Here is a 26,005-nt window from a genome sequence, read left to right as displayed (position 1 = left end):
GTACGAGGGTGTCGGCCCGGCGTCGTACTATCTGCACCTGCTCCGAAGGACGATTCCCCGTTCAGGATTGCCACCGTCGTCGACACCGGTTTCGATATCAGCGCTGTCCGTGGCGCGACGAACGCGCGCGAGGGGGGAGTCGTGTCGTTAGTTCTAACGAGACGCCCGAGAGATTTGCGGCGACGGAGCAAAATTGAACAAGGACGGATATATCCTTATGCGGACGATAGCACGATCCGAGGGCCGTGCCGTCGACGGTTGTTTCCGCGGTGATTGGCGTAATTTGCGATCACCACCCGCAGGCCGATAAAATTAAATGTGTGAAGAGTTAACAGAGTAGCGTATGAGCGAGAATATACTCGATCGAACGCGAGCGGACCTCGTGCGCGACGCCGTCGACGCGGCCGACGACGAACTGACGGCGGTGAACCCGTCCGGCGAGACAGTTCGGGAACTCGTGTCGACGCTGGCGGACGCCGACGCGCCGCCGACGGTGCGCCTGCTGGGCCACCCCGACACGGTCAAGGACGTGATGAGCGACTTCATCGTCGCCAGCAACGCCGCCGACCTGATCGAGGCCGATGCGCTCGAACTCCGCGTGAACGAGGACGCCGAGGGGAACCCGCTGTTGCTCCACGACGACGCCGTCGTCGCCGTCGTCGACGCCGGAGCGTCGGTCGCCGGGCTCGTCTCCGACGACGACGCGTTCGTCGCCGACGCGATCGAGACCTACGGTCGACAGTGGGACGAGGCGGAGACGTACCCCCTGCGGACGCCGCCGCTGTCGAAGGTTCGCGAGGGCCTCTCGACGGAGATGGGCGAGCACGCCGAGCGGGACTTCGAGGCGATGCTGGGGTCGCTCGAAACCGCGCGCGGCGACGGCGACGGCCTCGACGAGGTGACGATCAGCCTGCTGGTCGCCGCCAAGAACGAGGAACTGCTGTACGACGTGAGCAAGTGGGGCGAGGACACCGGCGTCGCCAGCAAGGCGACGTTCTCCCGCACCAAGACCGAGCTCGAGGAGATGGGCCTGATCGAGACGGAGAAGGTTCCGATCGACGTCGGCCGTCCGCGCCTGCGCCTGACGCTCGGTGACGACCGACTCGAAGCCGCGGGCAACGATCAGCTCGCGACGGTCGCCCAGTCGATGCTCAACTAGGCGTCGAACCGTTCGAGCAGCGCGTCGAGCCCGTCTACGTCTTCTTCGACCCGTTGTCCGCAAGCGATCAGCGCATCGAGATCGAACGCGTATTCGCCTTGCGGGTTGCGAACGAGGTACGGTCGATCGCGGAGCTCCGAGAGGAACGTCCAGACGTACTGGACCTGCACGTCGGTCCGCTCGGCGATCGACGCCGCGGCGATCGGGCCGTCCGCCGCGACTTCTTCGACGACGGCGCGCCGCGCGGCCTCGTCGACGTGGGCTCGCTCCGCGGCGTCGGCGACCTCCGGCGCGATCGGATCGCTGCGGACGTACGCCAGCACGCTTTCGGCGTCGAGGTCTTCTGCTGTAGTCTCTGCTGACGAGTCGGGGCGCTCCGTGTCCGCAGCGTCGTCGCTCGTCGTCGACTCGCTCTCCGCTGGCTGTGTATCCGCGTCGACCGCGACCGCGGCGTCGCCGTTCGAGTGTTGTCTGCCGGCATCGCCATCGTCCGGTCGCTCGGGGGCGACGCCATCAGCGCCCGGTCGTTCCGGAGCAACGCCGTCAGCGTCAGTCGCCGCGGCATCCGCGGCGTCGGCCCCGCCGGCGGGGAACGACGCCTGCACCGTGGCCCGCTCGTCGTCGAAGTCGATCGGCGCGGTCGCCTCCTGCAGGCGCTGGTTCTCCGCTTCGAGCTGGTCGATGTACTCGTGGGCGTCGTCGAGTTCGGCTTCCAGATCTTCGACGCGGTCTTCGAGTTCCCCGATGCGGTCGTCCTTGGCGGCGAGTCGCGACTCGACCTCCTCCGGCGTCGACGCCACGTCGCCCCGCGAGAACGCGTTGGCGAGCTGGCGGGCGGCGTTCGAGACGTCCCGTGCGTTCTCGAGGTCCTGCTCTAACTGGTTGATCTTCGCGACCTTCTTGTCGAGTTCCTGCTGGAGGTCGGCGAGTTCGCTCTCGCGTTGCTCCTCTTCCTCGGAGATCGTTTCGAGGTCGTCCATCAGCGAGTCGCTGACGGACTTGAGTTCGGGCCGCTCGAAGTCGTCGAGGCCGGGCGTGGCGCCGGCGTCGAACGTGCGCTTGCGACGGAACTGGATCTGGCGCACGTCGACCTCGGTCCAGTCGGTCTGGAGGAACGCCTCGCCGTCGGCCAGTTCGGAGACGGCTTCCTGGTACTCGGTGTCGACGACGCGCCCGACGACTTTGGTGTCGTTGTCCCAGGTGAGCCGGTGCCAGACGAGCCAGTTCGCCTGCGTGATGAAGTCCTTCTTGACGTCGGCGGGCCGCTGGCTGATCCCCATGATACCGAGCCCGTGCTTGCGCCCGCGCTTGCCGATCTTGATCAGCATCTTGCCCGTCTCGCCGCCGCCGCCCTTCTGGGGGAGGTACTCGTGGACCTCCTCGACCACCAGCAGGAACGGTTTCTTCAGCTTCTTTTCCTTGGTGAACAGGTGCCGGGCGGTCTCCCGGAGCAGTTCGTCAGCGACGTCCTCGTCCAGATAGCCCGAGACGTCGAGAATGATCGGGACGTTCTCCTCTAAGGCGAGATTCGCGATCTTCTCGGCGTGGTCGGGGCCGATCTGGATGTCGCACTCCTCGTCGGCGCCGGCGTGGAGCAGTTCGTACTCCTCCTTGAGCCCGTAGTACTCGCCGTCGGTGTCGACGATCAGGACGGGGTAGCCCGCGTCGAGCAACTCCTCGATCACGACGCTGGCTGTGTTTGACTTCCCGGATCCGCTCTTGCCCGTCACGAAGCCGCGGCCCGTCAGCACGTCGACGACGGGGAGTTCGACGGGCGCGCCCGAGTTTTCCTCGCCCGCCGCGGCGGTCAGCTCGCCGATCCGGATGCGCTCTTGCTCGCTCACTCGCGGTCCCCTCCCCTGTGTGTCGCTCGCTGACTCGTCATTACCAGTACCGTTTCCCGACGCATACTTGAAACCTCGCCCGGCGAGGAAAAATGGGCCCCAGTCAGTCGTCCGCTATGGCTCCCCGATCAGTCGTCCGCCTCGGCCTGTGCGGCGTCGTCCAGTAGCTCCGACCGGTGTTCGTCGAGCAGCGGCGCGCGCTCGCCCGGCCGGGTCGGCGTCCGAGTCATCTTGATGGGATTCCCCGCGATCGCGACTTCGGCGTCGGCGCCCGGCTGGTCGACGCCGACGCGCATCTCGCGCGCCTCGACGTGAGGATCGGCCGCGATGTCGGCAGCGTCCTGCACGGGAGCGGTCGGCAGCCCGTCGAGCGCGTCGAGCACGGCGTCGGTCGGCTTGCTCCGCGTCCACTCGACGATGGCCTCACGCAGCGACTCGCGGTTGGCGAGCCGGCTTTCGCGGTCGGGATACTCCGCTGCGAGATCCGGTCGATCCATCGCCTCGCAGAGTTCGCGCCAGTGGTTGCTCCCGAACGCGGCGATCACGACGTAGCCGTCCGCGGTCTCGAACGCGTCGTAGGGGAACAGCGTCGGGTGTGAGTTGCCCTGTCGGGTCGGCGCCGCGCCGTCGTAAGAGTGCTGGTAGACCGTCCGCTCGCAGAGGCTGATCATGGCGTCGTACATCGCGGTGTCGACGTACTGGCCCTCGCCCGTGCGGTCGCGGTGGTGGACCGCGGCGAGAATCCCCACCGCGTTGAGCGCCGCGGTGAAGAGGTCGCCGACACCGGGGCCGACCTTCGTCGGCGGGCCGTCCTCCTGGCCCGTGATCTCCATGACGCCGCCGAGCGCCTGGGCGACCAGATCGAACGACGGTTGCCCTTGTCGATGGGTCTCGCCGGTACGCGGGTCGCCGAAGCCCCGGATCGAGCTGTAGATTAACTCGGGGTTGCGCTCCCGCAGCGTCTCGTAGCCGAGATCGAACTGCTCCATCGTCCCCGCGCGGTAGTTCTCGACGACGACGTCTGCGCGCTCGACGAGCGAGAGGAAGTCCTCGCGGTCGGCGTCGTCGCCGAGGTTCAGCTCGACGCTGCGCTTGCCGCGGTTCACGGACTGAAAGTAGCCGCCGTACGCTTCGGCGTCGGCGTCCTCGTAGAACGGCGGGTTCGACCGGATGAGGTCCCCGCCCGGGCGCTCGATCTTTACCACGTCCGCGCCCATGTCCGCGAGCAACATCGTGCAGTACGGGCCGGCGAGCACCTGCGTCAGATCGAGCACGCGCAAGTCGTCGAGCGCTCCCATGGAGTGGGCGTCGGGGAGGGGAGGGAAAAACATTCCCTATAAATCATGAAGAATGTGGTTGTCTCTCAACCGTTGTGATTGTCTACCATCCGACTATATCTAATCCCTTAAGGAATATTATCATGAAAAACCATTAACTATAAGGGTTCTTCATTCGACCGTCGAGACACCGACATGGCGAAGACAGTCATCCTCGGCGTCATCGGATCCGACGCGCACGTCGTCGGCATCACGATTCTAGAACAGGCCCTGCGCGCAGCGGGGTTCGACGTCGTCAACCTGGGCGTCCAGACCTCTCAAGAGGACTTCATCACCGCAGCGGACGACGCCGACGCCGAGGCTGTACTGATCTCGTCGCTGTACGGCCACGCGGAACAGGACTGCCAGGGGTTCCGCGAGCGCCTCGACGAGGCCGGCCTCGACGTCCTGACCTACATCGGCGGCAACCTCGCCGTCGGACAGGACGACTTCGAGGAGACCCGCCGGAAGTTCCGCGAGCTCGGCTTCGACCGGGTCTTCGACTCGGAGACCGACCCGGAGGACGCCATCGCGGCGCTCCGGCAGGACCTCCAGCTCGCCGCGACCGAGGCCGAGCGCCACCGGGTCGAGGGATAGCTCGATGCTGCGAGACGAGCCCATCCCCGACGAGCAGTTGCGACGCATCGACGAGAACGTCCGCGGGAACTGGCCGACCGGCGAGGCCGTCGACTTCGAGGAAGCGATCGCGTTCCACGAGTCGCTCCCGGCCTCGAAGCGCTTCGCGGACGTGCTCGAATCGGCCGACAAGCCGCTGTTGCAGCCCCGGGCCGGCGTCCCGCGGCTCGACGAGCAGATCGAGTTGCTCGAACACCTCCAGAACGCGGGGCAGGCCGACCTGCTGCCCACGACGATCGATTCCTACACCCGGGACAACGAGTACGAGAAGGCCCAGCAAGGGCTGAACGACGCCCGCGAGAACGGCGGGGACACGCTCAACGGCTTCCCCGCGGTCAACCACGGCGTCGAGGGCTGTCGCGAGCTGATCGAGGCGCTCGACGCGCCGATCGAGGTCCGCCACGGGACCCCCGACGCCCGGCTGCTCGCGGCGATCACGTTCGCCGGCGGGTTCCAGAGCTTCGAGGGCGGGCCGATCTCCTACAACATCCCCTACACCAAGGAGCACGACCTCGAAGCGACGATCCGCCACTGGCAGTACGTCGACCGCCTCGCGGGCGCCTACACCGAGCGCGGCGTCCGGATCAATCGCGAGCCGTTCGGCCCGCTGACCGGGACGCTGGTGCCGCCCTGCATCGCCATCGCGGTGATGGTGATCGAGGGGATGCTCGCGGCCACGCAGGGCGTCCGCTCGATCACGCTGGGCTACGGGCAGGTCGGCAACCTCGTTCAGGACGTCGCGGCGCTGCACGCGCTGCGCTCGCTCGGCGAGGAGTATCTGGGCGACGACGTCGCGGTCACCACCGTCTTCCACGAGTGGATGGGCGGGTTCCCCCCGGACGAGGCCCGCGCGAACGGCGTCATCGGGCTCGGCGGAATGACCGCCGCCGTCGCCCAGCCGGACAAGGTCATCACCAAGTCGCCCCAGGAGTTCCAGGGCGTCCCGACCAAGGAGGCGAACGCGGCCGGGCTGCGGACGACCCGCCAGCTCGTCGACATGGTGATCGAGCAGAACGTCCAACTCGTCGGCGTCGACCGCGAGCTGAACCTGATCCAGAAGGCCAGCCGCGAACTGATCGAAGAAGTGCTCGCGCAGGGAGACGGCGACGTCGCGCAGGGCACCCTCGCGGCGTTCGACTCGGGCGCACTGGACGTTCCGTTCGCGCCGAGCGACAGCGCGAAGGGCGACGTGCTGCCGGCCCGCGACGACGACGGCCGCATCAGGATCTTCGAGTTCGCCGACCTCGCGCTGTCCGACGACGTCAAGGAGATCCACGGGAACCGGCTGGACTCCCGGGCGAGCACGGAGGGGCGCGACCAGACATTTAGAATGGTCGCCGACGACGTCGACGCGATCAGCGACGGCAAACTGATCGGCCGACCGCAGGGGGACGACTGAGATGGCGGAGATCCGCGCCGTCCGGGCGATTCCGACCGTCTCGGGCTTTTTCTTCGACGACCAGCGCGCGATCAAAGCCGGCGCCGAGCGCGACGGCTTCGACTACCGCGGCGACCCCGTCACGCCCGGCTTCGACGCCGTCCGCGAGGCCGGCGAGGCGCTGACGGTCGAACTCGAACTCGCGGACGGCACCGTCGCGACCGGCGACTGCGCCGCGGTCCAGTATTCGGGCGCGGGCGGCCGCGATCCGCTGTTTCGCGCCGCCGAATACCGGCCGGTCGTCGAGGACGTCGTCGGTCCCGAACTGGTCGGGCGCGACGCCGACGCGTTCGCCGACAACGCCGCCACGATCGAGTCGCTATCGCCCGCCTCGGGTCGCTCCGGGAGCAGCGGCGACCCCGGCGCCGACAGTGGAAAACTCCACACCGCGGTGCGTTACGGCGTCTCGCAGGCGCTGTGCGACGCCGCGGCGTCGGCGCGCGGAACGACCCGAACCGACGTGCTGGCCGACGCGCTCGGGACCGATCCAGCGACCGAACCGGTCCCCGTGTTCGGCCAGTCCGGTGACGACCGCCGGACGAACGCCGAGAAGATGCTCGTCAAGGGCGTCCCGGTGCTCCCCCACGGCCTGTTCAATAGCGTCGAGAAGGTCGGCGCGGACGGTGAGGGCCTGCGCGAGTACCTCGCGTGGCTCGCCGACCGGACGGCCGAACTCGGATCTGGCTCGTACGCGCCCCGGTTCCACGTCGACGTGTACGGCGTGCTCGGCGACGTGTTCGGCCCGCCGTACGACCGCGACGAGGTCGCCGACTACTTCGACTCCCTGCGGGCGGCCGCCGCTCCCTACCCCCTCCAGATCGAGGGGCCGATGGACGAGGGCCACAGGGGAGAACAGATCCGCGCGATGGCCGAACTGCGCGACGGCCTCGCGGACGCCGGCGTCGGCGTCGACATCGTCGCTGACGAGTGGTGCAACACCTTCGACGATGTCCGGGCGTTCGTCGACGCCGGCGCGGCCGACCTCGTCCAGGTCAAGACGCCGGATCTGGGCGGGATCCAGCGCAGCGCCGAGGCGGTTCGGTACTGCGAGGGCACCGACACCCGAGCCTATCTCGGGGGCACCTGCAACGAGACGGACGTCTCCGCGCGGGCTTGCGCCCACGTCGCGCTGGCGACCGACGCCGCGCAGGTGCTCGCCAAGCCCGGAATGGGGTTCGACGAGGGGTACATGATCGTCGAAAACGAGATGCGCCGGACGCTGGCCCGGCGCGACGCCGACGGCGCGCGAACCGCCGCGGCCGACGACTGACCGAGAGTTCGACACCGATGACAGACGACACTGATCCGACAGACTGGACCGATCCCGAGACGTTCCGCGCGGCCCTCGACCGGGCCGAGACGCGCGAGAAGGGCACCTACTTCGAGGCGTTCGCCGAAGGCGACCGCATCGAGCACGACCCCGGCATCCGGCTCTCGCGGGCCGGCAACGAGCGCTGGATGAGCCAGACGCTCAACCACGATCCGGCGTTCTGGCGGACCGACGCCGCCGCCGAGTGGGGGTACGACGAGCCGCCGATCCACCCCGACTACCTGCTGGCGGCCACGATGGGCCCGAGCGTCGAGGACCTCAGCGAGAAGGGCGGCTACTTCCTCGGGCGCACCGACGTGCGCTACCGAGCCGACGCAGTCTATCCGGGGACCGAACTCCGGGTCGACTCGACGGTGATCGAGACGCGCGCGTCGGGCTCCCGGCCCGAGTACGGCATCGTCACCTGGGAGACGACCGGCCGGGACGCCGAGACGGGCGACGCGCTCGTCTCCTACCGCCGGACGAACATGATCCCGCGTCGCGAACCACTCGAAACCGACGGCGGGCAGACGGCCGGAACCGACGGCGGGCAAACGACCGGAGAGCGGACTGATGCCGACCCCGAACTGGGGCTCCCCGACACACTTCTGACGCCCGACGGCCAGCATTTCGAGGATTTCCGCGCCGCGCTCGACGACGCCGACGGACGGGACGCCGCGGTGGCGTACCGCCACGAGCGCGGGCGGACGATCGACGACGCGCTGCTCGCCGGCCTCCCGCTGTCGACGCTCAACACCGCCAAGCAACACCACGACGCCGCGACGATGGCCGACTCGCCGTCGGGCGAGCCGGTCGTCTACGGCGACGTGACCCGGTCGATCGCGTTGGGTCACGCTCGCTCGGACGAACGCACGTACCGAGAGGTGGGGTACGACGACGAGCGCTTCCACGACTTCGTGATCGCCGGCGACACGATCTACGGGTTCACGCGCGTGCTGGGCGCCAGCGAGACGCCGACGGTCGAGCTGCCGTCCGGCGTCGATGCGACTGGCGCCGCCGGTGAAGTTCGCTTCCAGCACGTCGCGTTCAACCAGGACGAGGAGCCCGTTTACTCGGGCACGAGAACCGCGCTGATCGAGACGCGAGACTGACCGAGCTACGACGACCACAACCGACACCACGACATCCACCATGCCACGACTCTGCCGCACGTTCCAGACCGCACCGGCCGCCGTCCCCCGCGAGGACTCGGCGAAGTATCTCCGCTCGGGCCTGACTGCCGAAGGGTTCGCACTGCCCGACTGGCTCGTGCCCGACCTCGAAGACGGCACGGCCCCGGAGATGAAAGACGCCGCGCTGGAGAACACGGTCGACCTCCTTCCGGAGTACGCCGACGACTTCGCCGGCGAGCTCTGGCCGCGCGTCCAGTGGGGGTACGACAGCGAGCGCGCTCGGGACCGCGGGCGCGAGGAGATCGAGACGCTCGTCCGCGAGGTCGGCGCCGAGATCGACGGCGTCGTCGTCCCGAAGGTCGGCCGCGTCGAAGACGTGCGACGTGCGCTCGACGCCGTCGACGAGTTCGAGCGAACCTACGGCGTCGACGAGGGATCGATCGGGCTCTCGGTCATCGTCGAGTCGGCGCGCGCCGTCTCCGATCTCCCCGAGATCGCCCGCCTCGGCGAGGACGACCGCCTCTCCGGGCTCGTGTTCGGGCCGGTCGACTACACCGCGGAATTGGGTGGGCGGGAGTTCGACGGCTCGCGCCCGACCTGGCCCGCGCTGCTCGAACGACTCTCGAACGAGGCCAGCGCGGCCGATCTCGTCGCGGTCGGCGGTCCCTTCGACCAGCTGTTCGAGGAGCGCGCCGGCGTGACATTTTACAATGGCGACGCCTACGCCGATCAGGTCGAGCGCGAAGCCGCGGTCGGGCTCGACGGAAGTTGGTCGCTTCACCCCAACCAGACCGAGCAAGCCAACCGCATCCACATGCCCCGCCCCGAGGAACTGCGCCGCGACGTCGAGCGAATCGAGGCGTTTCAGGACGCCAAGTCCGAGGGCACCGGCGCGGTCTCGGTCGACGGGCAGATGATCGACGAGGCGACGTTCAAGAACTTCGCCAACACCGTCGAGACCGTCCGGCGGATCCACGAAACGCGTCCGCGCCAGACCGACGAACGCTTCGACGACGCGCTGCTGGAGCGGGCGCTCGCACTCGACACCGAGTGGTGACGGCGTCGCGACGCCGCCGGCCGGCAACCGGTCAGGCGTCCTCGAACTCGCTCGCCGAAAAGTCGAGTTCGTCGTACTCGCGCAACATCCGTTCGAGATCCTCGCGGAGCGACTCGGCCAGCACCGTCAGCTCCTCGTACCGGTCGTCGGCTTCCAGTTCGTGGTAGGGCTTCTGGTCTTCGAGCGTCGAGAGCTTCGCCTTGAGCCGGAAGTACTCGTCGAGGCGCGTGTCGTAGGAGTCGAGCAACAGCTGCGTCTCCACGGCGTCCTTCACGTCTTCTTCGGTGGCGGGCTTGACGAGGTACTCGTCGAACTGCATGTCGACGATGTCGAAGTCGGGCTCGATCGCGGTCACCATCACGACCCGGCAGTCGTACCCCTCCTCGCGGAGCCGCTTGAGCACCTCGTCGCCCGCCAGCGCGGGCATCCGGCGGTCGAGCAACACGACGTCGACATCGTCGTCCAGTGTCTCCAGCGCTTCCTCCCCTCCGTAGGCGCGTTGGACCGAATAGAGGTCTTCGAGATAGGTCGCGTACAGGTCCGTCACTCGCTCCTCGTCGTCGACGACGAGGATCGTGGCCTCGGGACCTACGTGATCGTCCATCACACGGGGGTTTCGTGACATCCGTAAAATAGTTTCGCACCGCGTCAGTCGCGTCATTGCCGGCGACACTGTGGCTCTGGCCGCTGCGCCGAGCGCCGCCAGAGGAGTGGACAGTTACTGAAACAGCACCGTCGGCCGACGCGACGCTTCCGCGACCGGCGTCTCGTCGTCGATCGTCGGCAAGCGGAGCGTCGCGACCGTTCCGCCGTCGGCCGCCTCGCGCGGGCGGATCTGGAACGAGCCGCCGTACCGCGTCACGATCCAGTTGACGAACCAGAGCCCGAGGCCGTCCCCGTGTTCGACCGATGTCTCTCGGCCCGCTTCGACGACTGACGCTTCGACGCCCGGGATCCCCGGGCCGTCGTCGACGACCGTGAGTTCGATCTCGTCGCTCCGGTCCGAGGCGGCGACCGTCACCCGCGTCCCGGTCGACGGGTCGTGTGCGATCGCGTTCGCGATCAGTTCCGTCACCGCGGCCTCGATCTCGACGCCGGTGCAGATCGATCGGTCGGTCGCCACCCGCACGTCGATGTCGGCGTCCGGATGCTCGTCGCGCAGCTCGCCGGCGATTCTGGCGAGCAACTGCGTCGGATCGATTCGTTCGGGCTCCCTGGGCTGTCGGGCGTACTGCTCCAGGGTTCGCACTCGTTCGCTCAACTCGACGAGCGACGACGAGGCGGCGCGGATCTGATCGACGACGTCATGATCCACCTCCGCCGCCGTATCCAGCATCTCGACGCGCCCCTGCAGCACGTTCATCTCGTTGCGCAGGTTGTGTCGCAGGACGCGGTTTAGCAGTTCGAACAGCTGGTCGGTCCGCTTGCGCTGGGTGACGTCCTCCTGGAATCCGACGAAGTGAGTGACGCGCCCGCCGTCCTCTTCGACGGGACTGACGGTCACTCGGTTCCAGAACGGGACGTCGTCGGCCCGGTAGTTGAGAATCTCTACCGAAACCGGCTCCCGTGCTTCTATCGCTTCCCGAAGCCGATCGACGGCGTCGGAATCCGTGGCCGGACCCTGCAGCTTGCGACAGTTCTCGCCGAGGAACTCTTCTTCCGAGTAGCCCGTCAGTTCCTCGAACGCTGCGTTCACGTAGACTACCGGGTTGTCCGGCGCCGTGGCGTCCGCCAACGTGATCCCCACGTCCGTGTTTGCGATCGCCCGATCCTTGACCCGAAGCTCGGCCTCCTGTCGCTTGCGCGTGGAGATGTCCCGCGCGACGCCCTGGATCCGTCTGGTTCCGTCGTGGGTCTCGACGATCGTCGCGTTGACTTCCAGCGTCACGGTCGCCCCGTCGGCGTCCAGAAAGTCGAGTTCGAGATTCTCGACCGGGTCACCGTCCAGCAATCCCTCGAAGGCGTCCGACGCGTCCTCACCGGACGAATCGTCGATGTACGTCGTGAACGACGTTCCGAGGATCTCGTCCGGAGCGATCCCCAGCACGCGCTCGACCGAGGGCGAGATGTAGGTGAACCGCATGTCGGGCGAGATCCGATAGAGCACGTCGAAGCTGTTCTCGGCGATCCCCTCGAAGCGACGTTTCTCCGCTCGCAGGCGTTCGGTGCGACGCTGTAGCTGCCGCTCGTAGGACTGGCGTTCGAGCGCCTGGCCGGCCAGGCGCGCCACCAGCTCGACGAACAGCAGCTCCGCCTCCGAGAACGGCGATTGGCGGGTCGCTTCGTCGGCGAAACAAACCGTTCCGAACACCTCGCCGTCGACCATCAGCGGGCAGCCGACGTAGGACCCCAGCCGAAACGTGTCGTAGGCCGCCGCCGATATCTGCTCGGAGTTCTCGGCGTTCTGCACGCTCATCGGCGAGTCGAGTTCGACCGTCCGGCGACAGTACGCCTGATCGAGCGGGCACGTCTCTCCGCGACGGATCGTCTCGTGATCGCCGACGACGTGTTCGATGAGCTGCGCTCCGTTCTCGATCCTCGTCACGAATCCGAGCCCGACGCCGAGATATTCCCGGCCGGCAACGAGCATCGACTCGAGTTTCTGATCGACTTCCAGCTCCGGATCGGCGAACGTCGCGTACACTCGCTCTCGATACGTGCTGCGATTGCCTACGTCGTCCTGTCGCATGGTTTCTATCGCAGCCGGATCTGATCGCGATCGGCTGTCGTGATAGGGACAGGTTAGGATCGGAGACACATAAATAAGAGCGCTTGCTCGCACTGTCCGCAGTGTACCCCCGGGATTTGCTGGACCAGCAAATCCGAGTAATCACCTTATCAATAGCGCCAGTACGTGTTCGTATGTCCGACAACCCACCACTGAGGGATCGGCTCCAGCGAGACCTGACGGATAATTTCTCGGTCAGCGCGAGCGCCACGCTCGCCGCGCTGATCGCACTGTTCGCGTTCGCCCGGATCGGTGATTCGGCGACGGGAGGACTGTTGCTCGCGCTCGCTATCGCAGTGTTCGTTCCGTATGCGTACGAACAGTTCTGGCCCGAGGAGTACGCCGGCGCCGCAGCAGCCGTCTGGACGATCTCGGCTGCACTCGTCACGACGGGGCTTTTCGTCGGGATCTATCAGCTCTCGCTCGATGCGGGCGCGTACGCGCCGGGAATCGCGTTCGTCGTGACTGTGACGATCCAGTACGTCGTCGCCGCACTGTTTATGCGTGCTCGACAGAATGCCTGAGAGCAAACGGGCAGTGATGGATGATCAGTTTCCGGAATGAAACAGACACGCCACCACACCACGACACAGCGGCTGTTCCGCCCCGAGAGACTGTCGTCGACTTCTCGGCGGAGGTGGTTCGACGTGACTGACGATCCGGACCCGGACGAAGTACTCGCCTTGCTCGACGACGAGTACGCCGAAGCGATCCTTCGACAGACGCGCGACGCTGCACTGTCTGCAAAGGAGATCAGCAACGCGTGCGACATCTCCATCGCCACGGTGTACCGGCGGACGGAGCGGCTGGTCGACTGCGGGCTGCTCGCTGAACGCCGCGTGGCACAGCCCGACGGGAACCACCACAGCACGTACGAGGCGCGGCTGGACGAGCTCACGGTTCGTCTCACTGACGAGGGATTCGAGGTGACGATCGACGAGCGACCGACCGGCGATCTCGCCGACCGCTTTACCGACATGTGGGAGGGACTATGATGGCCGTAATGCAGGCGGTTAGCCCGCAGACCCAGTCCGACTATCTGCTCTTGCTGTCCGTCTCGCTGATCGCCGTCGGACTGGCGCTGTTCATCGTGTTTCACGCGTTCCGGGGGTATCGGCGCAACGACAGCGTTCGGATGCTGTTTCTCGCCTGCGGCCTCTGTCTGCTCACCGTCGTCCCGATGACCCTCTCGATCGGGGTCAACACACTGGGCCAGACTGTCGAGGTTCCCACTCGCGTCTACACGTTCTTCCTGCCGGTCCTGATCCGCGTGAGCGAGATCGCCGGGCTGTGCACCTTGCTGTACTCGCTCCTCGTCTCTCCTAGTCGATCGGAGCAGTCGGAGGGCCGCACTTCGTAGTTTCCGACGAATGCATCGCTGTCGGAGTTCGATCTCCGCGCCTTCGACTCGCTGTTCAGGAGATGCTCGCCGTGAGTTCGCGGTAGAACACGGTGGGGATGGGATTTGAACTACGCGAAGACGGTCCTGCTCGCCTCGCTCCGCTCGGCTGTGCGGGCTGCGACTTCTCTCGTTCAAATCCCGCGTTTACGCCTTGCTCGTCACGACGTCTCGCTCACTCCGTTCGCAAGCCCCTCGCAAAAGCCAGTGGGGATGGGATTTGAACCACGGTCGTTCCCGTTCGCTCGCTTGCGCTCGCTCACCTCCCACTCCCTGCTTCAAATCCCAACGTCTACGTTTCGCCGCTCACAGTGGCGAGCACACGAGGTGCTCGCCGTTCGTTCGCGGTAGAATACGGTGGGGATGGGATTTGAACCCATGAGGCTGACGCCACCGGTTTTCAAGACCGGCGCAATAGGCCGCTCTGCCACCCCACCTCGGGTACGACTACGCGCGTCCGTCCTTAAGAACTAACGGAAATCGCCCGCCCGGTCAGTCCCGGACGAGCGTCGGCTCGCCGCCCTCGTGCTCGACGCGCAGTCCGAGGTCGTCGATCAGCTTCGTCGTGAACTCGGGGACGATCCGGCCGGCCGTGACGCGGGAGCGCAGCATCGTGACCAGCGTCGTCAGCCCGTCGGCCGTGTCGACCGTCGGCAGCAGTTCGGTGTACTCGACGTCGTGACCGGCGTCGGTCGCGCGGGTCGCGAGCGTCTCCACGGCGGGCGGTTCGTAGGCGCCCTGAAAGTCGATCGTGTCAGTGAAGCCCGCGTAGTACACCTCGCCGCCGAGCGAGGGGCCGAGAACGACCGGGTTGTTCCGGAGCTTCATCGCCGCGCCGTCGATGTGCGTCCGGGCCATCAGCGGTACCGTCGGCAAGACGGCGGCCGCGGACTTGACCTCCTCGCTCTCCAGCAGGTGCGTGATCGTGTTGCCGACGCGGGCCGACCGCGAGGTGCCGACCTGCACCTCGAAGCGGACGTCGTCGATATCGTCGACGGCTTCGCGAGCGAGCGCGCGCAGTTCGTCCTCGGCGCTCTGCTCGCCTTTGTGCTCGTCGGGCAGATCGACGTCCGAGCGGTAGTTCACCAGTAGGTCGCCGCCGCTGGCGTCGACGGCGCGAAGCACGTCCTTGTACGCGGCGGCGTACAGGTCGGCGGCCTCGGCGGCCGACAGCGGCGTCGTCTCGGCGATTTCCGGCAGTACGAGCCCCTCGCGCGGCGGCTCCGCGACGACTGCGACGACTGTCATGCCGTAAACTCCCGGACGCGGACCCTTCAACCCGCCGTTTTATTGCCCGTCACGGGAAACCATCCCGGCGTGACACGACAACGACCGATCGCCGGCCTCGCGGTGCTGACGGTGGGAGCGCTCGCGGTCGGCGGCGTCTGGTCGCTGGCGTCGACGTTCGGACCGCCGGAAGCCGCTACCGCGGCGTTCGTCGCGGCGGCGCTGCTGATCGTCGGCGTCGTCGGCGTCCGCTCCGGGCGCTCGATCGAGAATCCCTACTGGTGACCGCGCGTCGGCGTCCGGCGTCTACCGGCCGCGCCGGCCCTTCGTCTGGCGGTAGTCCGTCGCCATCAGCTCGGCGAACGCCTCGACGAACGCCTGAGTTTCCTCGTCGGTCTGCTCGTCGGGCGCGATCATCGGCACCAGTTCGAAGCCGCGCCCGCGGATCCGCTCGCCGTGATTCTCGACGACGTCGAGGTCCTCGACCGGCGTCGTCGTGTACTCCGTGCCGATCTCCTCGAGCGCGCGCTCGCCGACCGGCACGATGATCTCGGGGTTGATCATCCGAATCTCGGCGTTGAGGTACGGCTCGCAGCTGACGACCTCCTCGTCGGTCGGCGCGCGATCGGGCTCCCGACAGCGAGTCAGGTAGGTGAGAAACGAGTTCGAGAGCTCCGGCTCCTCGCTGTCGGGCTGGGAGGCCGAGAGGCCGAGTCTCCGGAGGATCGAGAGCAGCTGTCGCCCCGCCTCGTCGCCAGTAAAGGGGACGCCCGTCCGGTCGGCGCCGGTGCCGGGCATCTCGCCGACGAACAGGAAGTCCGCGCCCACGTCGCCGTAGCCGTGGGCGATCGTCGAGCGCGTCTCGCAGAGCTCGGGGCAGTTCCGGCACTCCTCGTCCATCCCGAACGGGTTCGACAGCTCCTCCTGGTTCGCGTCCACACGCGACGTTGGCGCCGTCGGCACAAAAGGTCCTCGCTGCGCGCCGGCGAACGGTAGTGAACTGCCTGCAGATGCCGACCCGCTTGCTCGTGAGTTATTACCTGTTGTCCTCCTATACCTACGTCATAGTCGAAATTAAATTTCTATCTTGTTCACGTTGTCCCACAGTAGATACCCTTGTCTTCGTTTCAATACAGTTGGTGGCGCGGCGCGCGGAAGAGTCATAACGTCCACGAGCCGTCCCTCGAACAGATCCAAAATGGAACCGGGAGTGGCAGACGGCGGATGGGACGTCACCGAGAAGTCCGGCGCGATCGCGATCGGCGGACTGGGGCTGGTGCTCGGCGCCGTCGGCATCGAGTTCGTGCTGTCAGACCCCGAGCCGCTGGCGTGGTGGTCCTTCGAGTTCAGCGTCGCGGCGGCGCTTCCGGCCGTGCTGATGTACGCCGGCTACTGGCTCGCCCGGACCGACTTCGACGCCGACGAGCTCTGGAGCGTCACCGCGTGGTCGTTCGCCGGCGTCGTCGCGCTCACGACGGTCGGCGGCTGGCTGTTCGCCCACCAGACGGCCGAGGGCACGCACGTCACCGACCCCGGCTACCTGCTGGTCACGCTGGCGACCGTCGGCGCGCTCGGCGGGCTGACCGCCGGCGTCGCGAGAGCGGGGAGCATCGGCGGGAGCGCGACCGGGACTTCCGCCGATAGCGTCCGAACCCCGTCCGCCGACGAGGAGGACTCGGCAGCCTCGCTGGCGGAGGACGGCGACGCGTCGCGAGACGCCGCCGCGTCTGACACCGATGCGGATTGTGACGCCGACGCGGCGTCGGACGCGTGGGTCGGCCTCCCATCGATGCCCGTCAACGAGCGAGCGGCCGAGGACGTCGATCTGGAGGACGTCGTCGCGGGCGAGCAACGGCGGATCGCCGTCGAGTACCTCACGTCGACGCCCGGACGGGCGCTGACGGTCCACCAGCTGGTGGACCTGATCGTCGAGCGGCGTGAGGCGAAGACCGGTGACCGTCCGGACAGGGAGCCGATCGTGCGCAGACTGCACTGCATCGACCTGCCGAAGCTGGCCGCCGCCGGGCTGATCGAGCGCGACGAGCACGGCCGGATCCGCTACGTCGGCGGTCAGGAGGAGACGGCGCGGCTCTCGTCGCTCGTCGAGGCGATCGACGCGGTCGACGGCGGGGGCGACGACGATACTCCAGTCGACTTCTAGAACTACCTGCGACGCCGGACGATCCCGGCGTTGTTCGCGACGTTCGCGGCCATCTCGCGGAACGCTTCGCCCGTCTCGCTGTCGTCGTCGAGCACGATCGGCTCGCCCTCGTCGCCGCCCGTCCGGACGTCGGGGTCGAGCGGGATCGAGCCCACCAGCGGCATGTCGTGTTCCTCGGCGAAGCGCTGGCCGCCGCCGCTGCCGAAGATGTCGTGCTGGCCGCCACAATCCGGACAGCGGAACGACGCCATGTTCTCGGCGATGCCGAGTACCGGCGTGTCGTGCTTGCCGAACATCTCCAGGCCCTTGCGCGCGTCGTCGAGCGCGACGTCCTGGGGCGTCGTCACGATGACGGCGCCGGTGACCGGAACAGTTTGAAGCAGGGTGAGCTGCGTGTCGCCGGTGCCGGGCGGCAGGTCGATCACCATGTAATCGAGGTCGCCCCACTCGACGTCCTCCCAGAGCTGGGTGAGCACCTTGTGGACCATCGGGCCGCGCCAGATCACGGGGTCGTCCTCGCCGACGAGGAACGCCATGCTCATCAGCTTCATCCCGTACTGCTCGGGCGGGACGAGCGTCTCGTCTTTGGTGGCTTGCGGGGGCTCGTCGGCGTCGACCATCCGCGGGACGTTCGGCCCGTAGATGTCGGCGTCGAACAGCCCGACTCGCGCGCCAAGCTCCGAGAGCCCCGCCGCGAGGTTGACGGCGACCGTGCTCTTGCCGACGCCGCCCTTGCCCGACGCGACGGCGATCACGTTCTCGACGTTCGGGAACACCTGCTCGTCGGCCGGGATGTCGTCGTCCACGCGGGCCGACAGCGAGACCTCCAGCCCCTCGTCGCCGAGCACCGCGCGCACCTCGTTTGCGATCGCGGTCTCGTTCGGCGAGTACGGCGCGCCCAGCGCGAGCGAGATGTGCACCGACTCGTCGCCATCGAACTCGACGTCGTTGACGAGCCCGAGCGAGACGATGTCGTCGCCGAGATCCGGGTCCTCGACCTCCCGAAGGAGATCGAGCACGTCGTCTTCGTCCATGCCCTACGATAGGCGGTGACCCGGCGAAAAGAGTTGTGAAGGGGCGACGCCGCGGTTCGGCGTCGCGACGAGCGACCGATTTTTGGAGGACGCCGCGGAACCGTCGCGCATGAACGACGAGCGCGTTCCGGACTCCTTCGCCTCCCACGCGCTGGTGGTCGCCCGGTCTGTGGACACCGACGCCGGGGTCGACGTCCACAACGCCGCGCTGGCCGCGATTCTCGATCGCGCCGACGCCGTCGATCTGTGGGCTGACACCGAACTCGTCGCCGACGAGTATCCGGGCGTCGCGGCGTCGCTCCGGGAGGCGTTCGACCGAGTCGACGAGGACCGGTACCGCGCCACGCTCTCCGACTGTCGATCGGCGCTGGACGCGCTGCTGGCCACCGAGGGCGTCTACCGCTTTGTCGGCCTCGAACGGCTGGACGCCCGGGTCGACGATCGGCTGATCGCCCGGTACGTGCCCGACCACTCGAAGTTTCGCGTCGACTGCGCGGCCGTCGAAGGGCTGGACGCGGAGCTTCGGCGGACGCTCGCGGACGCCGAAGCCGCGATACTGCCGGCGCGAACGCTCGCGGAGTGGTCGTGTGACGGCACGCGGTACGAACTCCATCCACCGTCGCTCTGCACCGATCGCAGTTGCAGGGGTCTCTCCGGCATCACGTCCGTGCGGCTGGACGACGCCGAGCGCCGGATCGAACTGGAGTGGGTGGGGCCGAACGGCGTCCTGCAGCGCGCCGTCGATCTGCTGTTCCCCGACTCTCCGCGGGCGTTCGCGTTCGACGACGAAGGGGCGTACTGCGACGCCGCTGACGCCTTCGAGATGATCGCGAAGCGCCTCGACATCCCGATCGAGCGCGCGTCGGCGTGAGCGGCGCGCGCGGACGGAACGCACCATTTATTACGCCGAACGGTCAAACCCGGGGTACGACTATGCCAAACTCTAATGGACCCCGCCAAGGCACTCGTAACAAACTCGCCAACCACCCGCGAGACAGCGGCGCGTCCCCGCCCCAGCGCTCGATCCAGGAGTTCGAGGAGGACTCGAAGGTCCACCTCAAGATCGACCCCAGCGTCCCCGACGGGCAGTTCCACCCGCGCTTCAACGGCCACACCGGCACCGTGGTCGGCAAGCAGGGCCGGGCGTTCCAGGTCGAGATCAGCGACAAGGGCAAGACCAAGAAGCTGATCGTCAACCCGGCGCACCTGAAGGCCCAAGAGTAGCATGACGATCTTCAAAGAGAAGATCGACGAGGAGTACCTGACCCTCGCGGAGACCAAGGAGTTGCTCGCTGACGTCGAGGCCGACCGGGCCGCCGACGAGGACCGAGAGATGCGCTACGAGCTCGCGCGGGCGATCGAGCACGTCAACCGCTTTGCCGTGCTCGAACCCGAGGAGGCCGACGAGCTCGTCGACCAGCTGCTCGAACTCGAGAAGGTCGACGAGGCGACGGCCTACAAGATCGCGAACCTCCTCCCTCAGGACCGGGACGAGTTGCGCGCCGTGTACGCCCAGGAGCGGTACTCGCTGTCGGGCGACGAACTCGACGAGATTCTCAACGTCGTCGCGCAGTACGCCTGATAGGGATTGCTCTCACTGGTTCCCGGTGATTGCTGGCCCCCTACTCGCGATCGCCGGTACTTGACGAGAGCAATCCCTATGAAGCGGGCGACCGTTTAAGTGTTCGCTCGCCGTAACGTAGAGGTACGATGAGCCACGCCACCGGCGACGAGTCGACGCCCCGTCGAGCGGTCGTACTCGACACGCTCCCCCACGGCCGTTCGGACGACGACAGGCCCCAGTACCAGAAGCCCCCGCTCGCGTACGCCGTCGCCGAGGACGATTTCCGGCTGTACGAACTCGTCTTCGAGGAAGACTCCGAGGTGAACATCGGTGATCGGGTCACCGTCGCCCCGGCCGACGAACGCGTGGCGATCGACGAACTCAAGCGAGTCCAGTACGGCGACCTCTCCAGCGGCGCCCAGACCGAACTGGAGTACGTCGTCGAGGACGTCGTCGACGAGAACCCCCAGCGGTTCGTCGACTTCTACAACGAGGCCCAGCCGATCACGCTCCGGCTCCACCAACTCAACCTCCTGCCGGGGATCGGCAAGAAGCTGCGCAACTCGATCCTCGACGAGCGAAAGCGCAAGCCCTTCGAGAGCTTCGAGGAACTCGAGGAGCGCGTCGCCGGACTTCACGATCCGGAGGAGGTGCTGGTCGAGCGCATCATCGAGGAGATCCGCGAGGACGACCTGAAGTACCGGACGTTCGTCGACGCCGACCAGTGACGCGCCCGCCGTCGGGTCGCGCGCCGCCGCCGAGCCGACTGATCTCCCGGTCGGTGATGTACGGCCGGACGCCGACGCCGCCGCGCCGTCCCGCTTCTGCCGCGATTCGAGAGTCGGAGCGTTTACCCCGGTCCGTTGCATAGCCGGCAGGAAATGAGAGATCCCGACGGGCTGTTGCGCCGGGCCGGCGTGCGGGGGAACCCGGACCGCGACCAGCACTTTCTGGTCGACGACCGGGTGCTGGACCGACTCCCCGACTACCTCGACGACGCGGATCGCAGTCACCTGCTGGAGATCGGCGCCGGGACGGGCGCGCTGACCGACCGGCTGCTCGCGATCGCCGAGCGCGTGACCGTCGTCGAGCGCGACCCCGAACTCGCCGCCTTTCTTCGCGAGGAGTTCGACGAGGAAATCGCGGCCGGCGACCTGACGGTGATCGAGGGCGACGCGCTGGACGTCGATCTCCCCGACTTCTCGGCCTCGGTTTCGAACCTGCCCTACGGCGTCTCCAGCGAGATCGCCTTCCGCCTGCTCCCCGAGGGGAAGCCGCTCGTCCTGATGTTCCAGAAGGAGTTCGCCGAGCGCATGGCCGCCGACGCCGGCACCGACGACTACGGCCGGCTGTCGGTGACCGCCCAGCACTACGCCGACGTTGAGGTCGTCGAACCCGTCCCGAAGGAGGCGTTCTCGCCGCCGCCGGAGGTCCAAAGCGCCGTCGTCCGGACGACGCCGCGGACGCCCGACTACGAGGTCGACGACGAAGCGTTCTTTTTCGACTTCGTGAAGGCGATCTTCACGCAGCGGCGCAAGACGCTGCGCAACGCGATTCGGAACACGGCCCACATCTCGGGGCTGGACGACGCCGACGCGGTCGTCGACGCCGTCGACGAGGACCTGCTCCGGCGGCGTCCCGGAACGCTTGCGCCCGCAGAGTTCGCCGAACTGGCGGTGATCGCCAGAGATAACGGCTTCGAGCAGGGTGAGAGCGGCTGATGTTCGGTGGGGGGGTCGTGCCCGCGCTCGACGCGGGCTTGCTCGGCGTCGGCGAGACGGTCACGACCGATCGCGGACGAGCGATCGTCTCGGTCGCCGCTCTGGCGGTCGCGGTCCTCACCGCGTTCCTCGCACGCCGCGGACGGGATCTCCTCGCCGAGCGGCTTCGTCCGGCCGTCGCCGACGTCGCCATCCCGTTCGGAGTCATCACGGTGTTCGCCACCGCCGTCACCGTGATCCTCGACGCGTGGGGGCTAAGTAACGACGTCCTCGACGCCATCGGCGAGCCGAGCGGAGCGCAACTCGGTCAGTTGATGGTGACGGGCATCGTCGTCGTCGGCGGCTACGTCGTCACCAGCGCGATCCGACGACTGCTCGACGATCTGATCGGTCGGAGCGACGCCGTCACCGACCATCAGCGCGAGGTCACCTATCGGCTCTCGCAGCTGGTGGTCTGGATCCTCGCGGGGATCTCCGTGCTCGGCGTCTGGCAGGTCAACCTCGAAGGGCTGCTGATCGGTGCGGGGTTCCTCGGGATCGTCGTCGGTATGGCCGCCCGCCAGACGCTCGGTGCCCTGCTCGCCGGCTTCGTCCTGATGCTCTCGCGGCCGTTCGAGATCGGCGACTGGATCGAGATCGGGCCCGACGGTCAGGAGGGGATCGTCAAGGACATCACGATGATGAACACCCGGATCCAGACGTTCGACGGCGAGTACGTGATGGTTCCCAACGACGTGATCGGCAGCCAGTCGCTCACCAACCGATCCCGCAAGGGCCGGCTGCGCCTGGAAGTCGAGGTGGGCGTCGACTACGACGCCGACGTGGATCGGGCGGTCGAGTTGGCGGACGACGCGGTCGGGGACATCGAGGAGTCGCTCGACGTGCCGAGCCCGGAGACGGTGGTCAAACGCTTCGCCGACTCCTCGGTCGTCCTCGGCGTCCGCTTCTGGATCGACAACCCGAGCGCGCGGCGCCGCTGGCGCGCCCGCACCGCGGCCATCAGCGAGGTCAAGGACGCCTTCGACGAGGCGGGCATCACGATCCCGTTCCCGCAGCGCACCGTCGGCGGCCGCGTCGACGGCGGCCGAGACTCGCAGGTCGGCGGCGAGACGCCGGTCGCCGAGTCGCCGCCCGGGGGTGACGAGTAAGTGGACCTCGCCGAGCGCCGCGGCGTCGAGACCGAGGTGTACCAGCCCGCCGAGGATTCGGGCCTGCTCGCCGCCGAAGCCGAATCGCGCGTCGACGCCGACGATCGCGTGCTGGAAGTCGGCACCGGATCGGGCTACGTCGCCGAGCGCGTCGCCGAGGAGACGGGCGCGACCGTCCTCGCGTCGGACCTCAACCCTCACGCCTGCCGGCAGGCCCGCGAGCGCGGCCTCGACGCCGTGCGCGCCGATCTGACGACGCCGTTCCGCGAGTCGGCGTTCGACGCCGTCCTGTTCAATCCGCCCTACCTGCCGGTCGACGAGCTGGCCGAGCGCGACGACTGGATGGAGATCGCGCTGTCGGGCGGCGAGACGGGGCGCGAGGTGATCGAGGCGTTTCTCGACGACGTCGGGCGCGTCCTCGCGCCGGAGGGCCGGATTTTCCTGCTGGTCAGCAGTTTAACGGGCGTCGACGAAGTCGTCGACCGCGCCGCCACTGCGGGTTTCAGCGCCGCGGCGCTCCGCGACGAGTCGTACCCCTTCGAGACGCTGACGGTGCTGAAGCTGGTGCGGTGAGGAGCGTTCGTCGCAGCGTACGACCGTCATCGCGCCTCACGGGGGCGCCGCGGCGCCGTCGCGTCCCGCGGGAACCGCACGGTGCGACTCTCAGGCCGCCGAGAACGAGGCGTCGTAGCGGCCGTACCAGACCGCGAACGCGATGAAGACGGCGAGGGCGCCGACCGCCGTTCCGATCCAGACTCCGAAGGGAAGGCCCGCCGTCGAGAGAGACCAGCCGACCGCGCCGCCTCCCAGCACCATCCCGAAGACGACGGCCAGACCGAGCAAGAATCGGGTGACGAAGTTGTTCTCCACCGGATTTCGTTCCATACGCCGGGTTCTCGCCAGCGCAAGATAAAACGGGTCCATGATATCCGAGCCACGGCGTGCCGGGCCGATTCGGGGACGGTCGATGCCGCGAGATTACTACAGAGCATTAATCCGAATAGGAAATATTAAAGCCCGTCATTTCGTAGCCAGTGGTGATGACAGAACTCGTAGCGACGTCCCCCGGCCTCTATCCGTTGCCGGACTGGGCGAAGGAGGAACTCGCCGACCTCAAGGGTCGGCAGAAGCACGACCTGATCAGCGGCGACGAGGGCGAGGAGATCGTCGACGCGTACGAGCGCGCCCGAGAGGAGGTCGTCGGCGTCCAGGAGTCGGCCGGCCTCGACCGGATCGTCGAGGGGCAGCTGCGCTGGGACGACATGCTGGCTCACCCGCTTGCGGTCCACGACAGCGTCGAGACGCGCGGGATCGTCCGCTACTACGACAACAACAACTTCTACCGCGACCCCGCGGTGCAAGGCGAGCTCGACTTCGACGGCGACGTCGCCGCCGAACTTGAGGCGACCGCCGAGCTGACCGACGAGTCGCTCCAGGCCGTCCTGCCCGGCCCGTACTCGCTGGCCGACCTCGCGACCGACGAGCACTACGGCGACGACGCCGAGTTCCTCGCGGCGATCGGCGACTTTCTGGCGGGCGAGGTCGACGCCTTCCCTGACGTCGAGACGCTCACGCTGCTCGAACCCTCGCTCGTCGAGAACGCGCCGGAGGACGGCGAGGACGAGCGAGCGTCGGAAGCCATCGACGCCGTGGCGTCCGCGATCGACGCCGACGTCGTCGTCCAGCCGTACTGGGGCGCCCTGGAGGAGAAGGTGTACGCCCACCTGCTCGACGCCGACATCGACGCCGTCGGTTTCGACTTCGTCGCCAACAAGGAGCAGAACATCTACAACATCAACGAGTACGGCGCGACCGACGACGTCGCGCTCGGGCTGGTCGACGGGCAGAACACGCTCGTCGAGACGCCCGAGACGATCCGCGAACGCGTGGAGTGGATCGACGACCAGACGCCCGGCGCCGACTTCGAGCGCGCCTACCTGACCTCGAACACCGAGCTGTTCTACCTGCCGGTCAACAAGTCCGAGGCCAAGCTCGAGGCGCTCGGCGAAGCGGCCGACATCGCGGAGGTGAAAGCATGACTAACGAGAACAAGGACCAGTTCAAGCCCGCCGATCACCCGAACGACCACTTCATCATGACGACCGTCGTCGGCTCCTACCCGAAGCCGAAGTGGCTCAACCGGATGCAGGACCTGTACGAACAGGACGACGGTCCCGTCGACGAAGACGACTGGCAGGAGGCGCAGGACGACGCCGCCCGCCTGATCACCGAGGAGCACGAGCGCTCCGGACTGGACGTGATCGTCGACGGCGAGATGCGCCGCAACGAGATGGTCGAGTTCTTCGCCGACCGGATCGAGGGCTACGAGTTCAACGGCCCCGTCAAGGTCTGGGGTCACAACACGTTCGACAAGCCCAGCGTCGTCACCGACGTCGAGTACGACGAGTCCTGGCTGGTCGACGAGTACGAGTTCACCGCCGACGTGGCCGACAAGCCCGTGAAGGTGCCGATCACCGGCCCCTACACGCTCGCGTCGTGGTGTTTCAACGAGGCCTACGAGGACGACGCCCCGCTCGCGAACGATCTGGCCGACCTCGTCAACGAGGAGATCGAGAAGCTCGTCGACGCCGGCTGTCGCTACATCCAGATCGACGAGCCCGCGCTCGCGACGACGCCCGACGACCACCAGATCGTCGGCGACGCCCTCGAACGCATCGTCGACGACATCCCTGAGGAGGTCCGGATCGGCCTGCACGTTTGCTACGGCGACTACTTCCGGATCTACCCCGAGATTCTGGAGTTCCCCGTCGACGAGTTCGACCTCGAACTCGCCAACGGCGACTACGAGCAGCTCGACGTGTTCAAGGACCCCGAGTTCACGGCCGACCTCGCGCTGGGCGTCACCGACGTCCACGTCGCCGAGGCCGAGTCCGTCGAGCAGATCAAGGAGAACATCAAGAAGGGTCTGGAAGTCGTGCCGCCGGAGCAACTCGTCGTCTCGCCCGACTGCGGCGTCAAGCTGCTGCCCCGCGACGTCGCCTACGGCAAGATGGAGAACATGGTCAAGGCCGCACGCGAGGTCGAGGCCGAACTCGACGCCGGCGAGATCGACGTCGAGGCGGCGCCGGCCAGCGCGGACGACTGACGCGCGGTTCGGAGCGAGTGCAAAC

At 67.4% G+C, this 26,005-nt stretch carries 28 protein-coding genes and 1 tRNA gene; 20 read left to right on the top strand and 9 right to left on the bottom strand.

Annotated features, from left to right (window positions below):
* The first annotated feature begins 343 nt into the window (after nucleotides 1-343).
* Entirely contained in the window at nucleotides 344-1,159 is an 816-nt protein-coding gene (gene tbsP / locus NO931_RS08205) for a transcriptional regulator TbsP (protein ID WP_256391174.1), read from the top strand.
* Here the strand turns inward: tbsP and NO931_RS08200 are convergent.
* On the bottom strand, nucleotides 1,156-3,003 hold the full coding sequence (locus NO931_RS08200) for a helicase HerA domain-containing protein (protein WP_256391173.1): 1,848 nt from the start codon (nucleotides 3,001-3,003) through the stop codon (nucleotides 1,156-1,158). The genes tbsP and NO931_RS08200 overlap by 4 nt on opposite strands.
* A gap of 128 nt (nucleotides 3,004-3,131) precedes the next feature.
* The gene (mct, locus tag NO931_RS08195; RefSeq protein WP_256391172.1) at nucleotides 3,132-4,301 is read right to left on the bottom strand and encodes a succinyl-CoA:mesaconate CoA-transferase; all 1,170 of its coding nucleotides are present in this window, start codon (nucleotides 4,299-4,301) and stop codon (nucleotides 3,132-3,134) included.
* A gap of 174 nt (nucleotides 4,302-4,475) precedes the next feature.
* On the opposite strand from mct, the gene glmS reads away from it, so the two are divergent.
* The 5 genes from glmS to citE are packed head-to-tail and all read left to right on the top strand — an operon-like array spanning nucleotide 4,476 to nucleotide 9,892.
* Nucleotides 4,476-4,916, top strand: coding sequence for a methylaspartate mutase subunit S (gene glmS / locus NO931_RS08190; protein ID WP_256391171.1), 441 nt, complete (start codon nucleotides 4,476-4,478; stop codon nucleotides 4,914-4,916).
* Between the two features lie 4 nt (nucleotides 4,917-4,920).
* The gene (locus NO931_RS08185; RefSeq protein ID WP_256391170.1) at nucleotides 4,921-6,354 is read left to right on the top strand and encodes a methylaspartate mutase subunit E; all 1,434 of its coding nucleotides are present in this window, start codon (nucleotides 4,921-4,923) and stop codon (nucleotides 6,352-6,354) included.
* Nucleotide 6,355: 1 nt separating this feature from the next.
* Nucleotides 6,356-7,663 (top strand): methylaspartate ammonia-lyase, encoded by a 1,308-nt coding sequence (locus NO931_RS08180; RefSeq protein WP_256391169.1) that lies wholly within the window; start codon nucleotides 6,356-6,358, stop codon nucleotides 7,661-7,663.
* 17 nt (nucleotides 7,664-7,680) lie between these two features.
* Nucleotides 7,681-8,814: a 2-methylfumaryl-CoA hydratase gene (gene mch / locus NO931_RS08175; protein WP_256391168.1), complete on the top strand. Its 1,134-nt coding sequence runs from the start codon at nucleotides 7,681-7,683 to the stop codon at nucleotides 8,812-8,814.
* 40 nt (nucleotides 8,815-8,854) lie between these two features.
* The gene (gene citE, locus NO931_RS08170; RefSeq protein WP_256391167.1) at nucleotides 8,855-9,892 is read left to right on the top strand and encodes an L-malyl-CoA/beta-methylmalyl-CoA lyase; all 1,038 of its coding nucleotides are present in this window, start codon (nucleotides 8,855-8,857) and stop codon (nucleotides 9,890-9,892) included.
* A 31-nt stretch (nucleotides 9,893-9,923) separates the two neighbouring features.
* Here citE and NO931_RS08165 read toward each other — a convergent pair whose 3' ends face one another.
* Complete coding sequence (locus NO931_RS08165; RefSeq protein ID WP_256391166.1) at nucleotides 9,924-10,496, bottom strand: response regulator; 573 nt, start codon at nucleotides 10,494-10,496, stop codon at nucleotides 9,924-9,926.
* Nucleotides 10,497-10,610: 114 nt separating this feature from the next.
* Nucleotides 10,611-12,581 carry a PAS domain-containing protein gene (locus NO931_RS08160; protein ID WP_256391165.1) on the bottom strand — a complete coding sequence of 657 codons (1,971 nt, stop codon included), beginning with the start codon at nucleotides 12,579-12,581 and terminating at the stop codon, nucleotides 10,611-10,613.
* A gap of 173 nt (nucleotides 12,582-12,754) precedes the next feature.
* Here NO931_RS08160 and NO931_RS08155 point away from each other — a divergent pair, with 173 nt between their 5' ends.
* From NO931_RS08155 to NO931_RS08145, 3 genes are all read left to right on the top strand, one after another.
* On the top strand, nucleotides 12,755-13,144 hold the full coding sequence (locus tag NO931_RS08155) for a hypothetical protein (protein WP_256391164.1): 390 nt from the start codon (nucleotides 12,755-12,757) through the stop codon (nucleotides 13,142-13,144).
* Between the two features lie 123 nt (nucleotides 13,145-13,267).
* On the top strand, nucleotides 13,268-13,615 hold the full coding sequence (locus tag NO931_RS08150; protein WP_256391163.1) for a winged helix-turn-helix domain-containing protein: 348 nt from the start codon (nucleotides 13,268-13,270) through the stop codon (nucleotides 13,613-13,615).
* 8 nt (nucleotides 13,616-13,623) lie between these two features.
* Nucleotides 13,624-13,980 (top strand): hypothetical protein, encoded by a 357-nt coding sequence (locus NO931_RS08145; RefSeq protein WP_256391162.1) that lies wholly within the window; start codon nucleotides 13,624-13,626, stop codon nucleotides 13,978-13,980.
* Nucleotides 13,981-14,374: 394 nt separating this feature from the next.
* Here NO931_RS08145 and NO931_RS08140 read toward each other — a convergent pair.
* Together NO931_RS08140 and NO931_RS08135 are read right to left on the bottom strand one after the other, a co-directional pair.
* Nucleotides 14,375-14,456, bottom strand: a tRNA-Ser gene (locus NO931_RS08140).
* A gap of 55 nt (nucleotides 14,457-14,511) precedes the next feature.
* Nucleotides 14,512-15,267 carry a hypothetical protein gene (locus tag NO931_RS08135; protein ID WP_256391161.1) on the bottom strand — a complete coding sequence of 252 codons (756 nt, stop codon included), beginning with the start codon at nucleotides 15,265-15,267 and terminating at the stop codon, nucleotides 14,512-14,514.
* A gap of 69 nt (nucleotides 15,268-15,336) precedes the next feature.
* On the opposite strand from NO931_RS08135, the gene NO931_RS08130 reads away from it, so the two are divergent.
* Nucleotides 15,337-15,531 carry a hypothetical protein gene (locus tag NO931_RS08130; protein ID WP_256391160.1) on the top strand — a complete coding sequence of 65 codons (195 nt, stop codon included), beginning with the start codon at nucleotides 15,337-15,339 and terminating at the stop codon, nucleotides 15,529-15,531.
* A 21-nt stretch (nucleotides 15,532-15,552) separates the two neighbouring features.
* Here the strand turns inward: NO931_RS08130 and NO931_RS08125 are convergent, their stop codons facing one another.
* Nucleotides 15,553-16,185 (bottom strand): uracil-DNA glycosylase, encoded by a 633-nt coding sequence (locus tag NO931_RS08125; protein WP_256391159.1) that lies wholly within the window; start codon nucleotides 16,183-16,185, stop codon nucleotides 15,553-15,555.
* 259 nt (nucleotides 16,186-16,444) lie between these two features.
* On the opposite strand from NO931_RS08125, the gene NO931_RS08120 reads away from it, so the two are divergent.
* On the top strand, nucleotides 16,445-17,407 hold the full coding sequence (locus NO931_RS08120) for a DUF7344 domain-containing protein (protein ID WP_256391158.1): 963 nt from the start codon (nucleotides 16,445-16,447) through the stop codon (nucleotides 17,405-17,407).
* Nucleotides 17,408-17,409: 2 nt separating this feature from the next.
* Here NO931_RS08120 and NO931_RS08115 read toward each other — a convergent pair whose 3' ends face one another.
* Nucleotides 17,410-18,441 carry an Mrp/NBP35 family ATP-binding protein gene (locus NO931_RS08115; protein WP_256391157.1) on the bottom strand — a complete coding sequence of 344 codons (1,032 nt, stop codon included), beginning with the start codon at nucleotides 18,439-18,441 and terminating at the stop codon, nucleotides 17,410-17,412.
* Nucleotides 18,442-18,550: 109 nt separating this feature from the next.
* Between NO931_RS08115 and NO931_RS08110 the strand changes: the two genes are divergently transcribed.
* The 7 genes from NO931_RS08110 (at nucleotide 18,551) to NO931_RS08080 (ending at nucleotide 23,447) form a co-directional block, all read left to right on the top strand.
* Complete coding sequence (locus NO931_RS08110; protein WP_256391156.1) at nucleotides 18,551-19,312, top strand: hypothetical protein; 762 nt, start codon at nucleotides 18,551-18,553, stop codon at nucleotides 19,310-19,312.
* Between the two features lie 62 nt (nucleotides 19,313-19,374).
* The gene (locus NO931_RS08105; protein WP_256391155.1) at nucleotides 19,375-19,665 is read left to right on the top strand and encodes a 50S ribosomal protein L21e; all 291 of its coding nucleotides are present in this window, start codon (nucleotides 19,375-19,377) and stop codon (nucleotides 19,663-19,665) included.
* Nucleotide 19,666: 1 nt separating this feature from the next.
* Nucleotides 19,667-20,023, top strand: coding sequence for an RNA polymerase Rpb4 family protein (locus NO931_RS08100; RefSeq protein ID WP_256391154.1), 357 nt, complete (start codon nucleotides 19,667-19,669; stop codon nucleotides 20,021-20,023).
* A gap of 128 nt (nucleotides 20,024-20,151) precedes the next feature.
* A complete protein-coding gene (locus tag NO931_RS08095) occupies nucleotides 20,152-20,733 on the top strand; it encodes a DUF655 domain-containing protein (protein ID WP_256391153.1) in 582 nt (193 codons plus the stop codon).
* A gap of 153 nt (nucleotides 20,734-20,886) precedes the next feature.
* Nucleotides 20,887-21,726, top strand: coding sequence for a 16S ribosomal RNA methyltransferase A (locus NO931_RS08090; RefSeq protein ID WP_256391152.1), 840 nt, complete (start codon nucleotides 20,887-20,889; stop codon nucleotides 21,724-21,726).
* Nucleotides 21,726-22,874 (top strand): mechanosensitive ion channel family protein, encoded by a 1,149-nt coding sequence (locus NO931_RS08085; protein WP_256391151.1) that lies wholly within the window; start codon nucleotides 21,726-21,728, stop codon nucleotides 22,872-22,874. Before NO931_RS08090 ends, NO931_RS08085 begins: the two co-directional genes overlap by 1 nt.
* Nucleotides 22,875-23,447: a HemK2/MTQ2 family protein methyltransferase gene (locus NO931_RS08080; protein WP_256391150.1), complete on the top strand. Its 573-nt coding sequence runs from the start codon at nucleotides 22,875-22,877 to the stop codon at nucleotides 23,445-23,447. It abuts the gene before it with no gap.
* Between the two features lie 90 nt (nucleotides 23,448-23,537).
* Here NO931_RS08080 and NO931_RS08075 read toward each other — a convergent pair whose 3' ends face one another.
* Entirely contained in the window at nucleotides 23,538-23,759 is a 222-nt protein-coding gene (locus NO931_RS08075) for a DUF8144 family membrane protein (protein ID WP_256391149.1), read from the bottom strand.
* Between the two features lie 155 nt (nucleotides 23,760-23,914).
* Between NO931_RS08075 and NO931_RS08070 the strand changes: the two genes are divergently transcribed.
* Together NO931_RS08070 and NO931_RS08065 are read left to right on the top strand one after the other, a co-directional pair.
* On the top strand, nucleotides 23,915-24,913 hold the full coding sequence (locus tag NO931_RS08070; RefSeq protein ID WP_256391148.1) for a 5-methyltetrahydropteroyltriglutamate--homocysteine methyltransferase: 999 nt from the start codon (nucleotides 23,915-23,917) through the stop codon (nucleotides 24,911-24,913).
* A complete protein-coding gene (locus NO931_RS08065; RefSeq protein WP_256391147.1) occupies nucleotides 24,910-25,980 on the top strand; it encodes a methionine synthase in 1,071 nt (356 codons plus the stop codon). Before NO931_RS08070 ends, NO931_RS08065 begins: the two co-directional genes overlap by 4 nt.
* The last annotated feature ends 25 nt before the right edge of the window (nucleotides 25,981-26,005 follow it).

The organism is Natronoarchaeum rubrum, assembly GCF_024494695.1.
The sequence above is the reverse complement of the archived record's forward strand: the minus strand, read 5'-3'. Positions and strand labels throughout refer to the sequence as shown.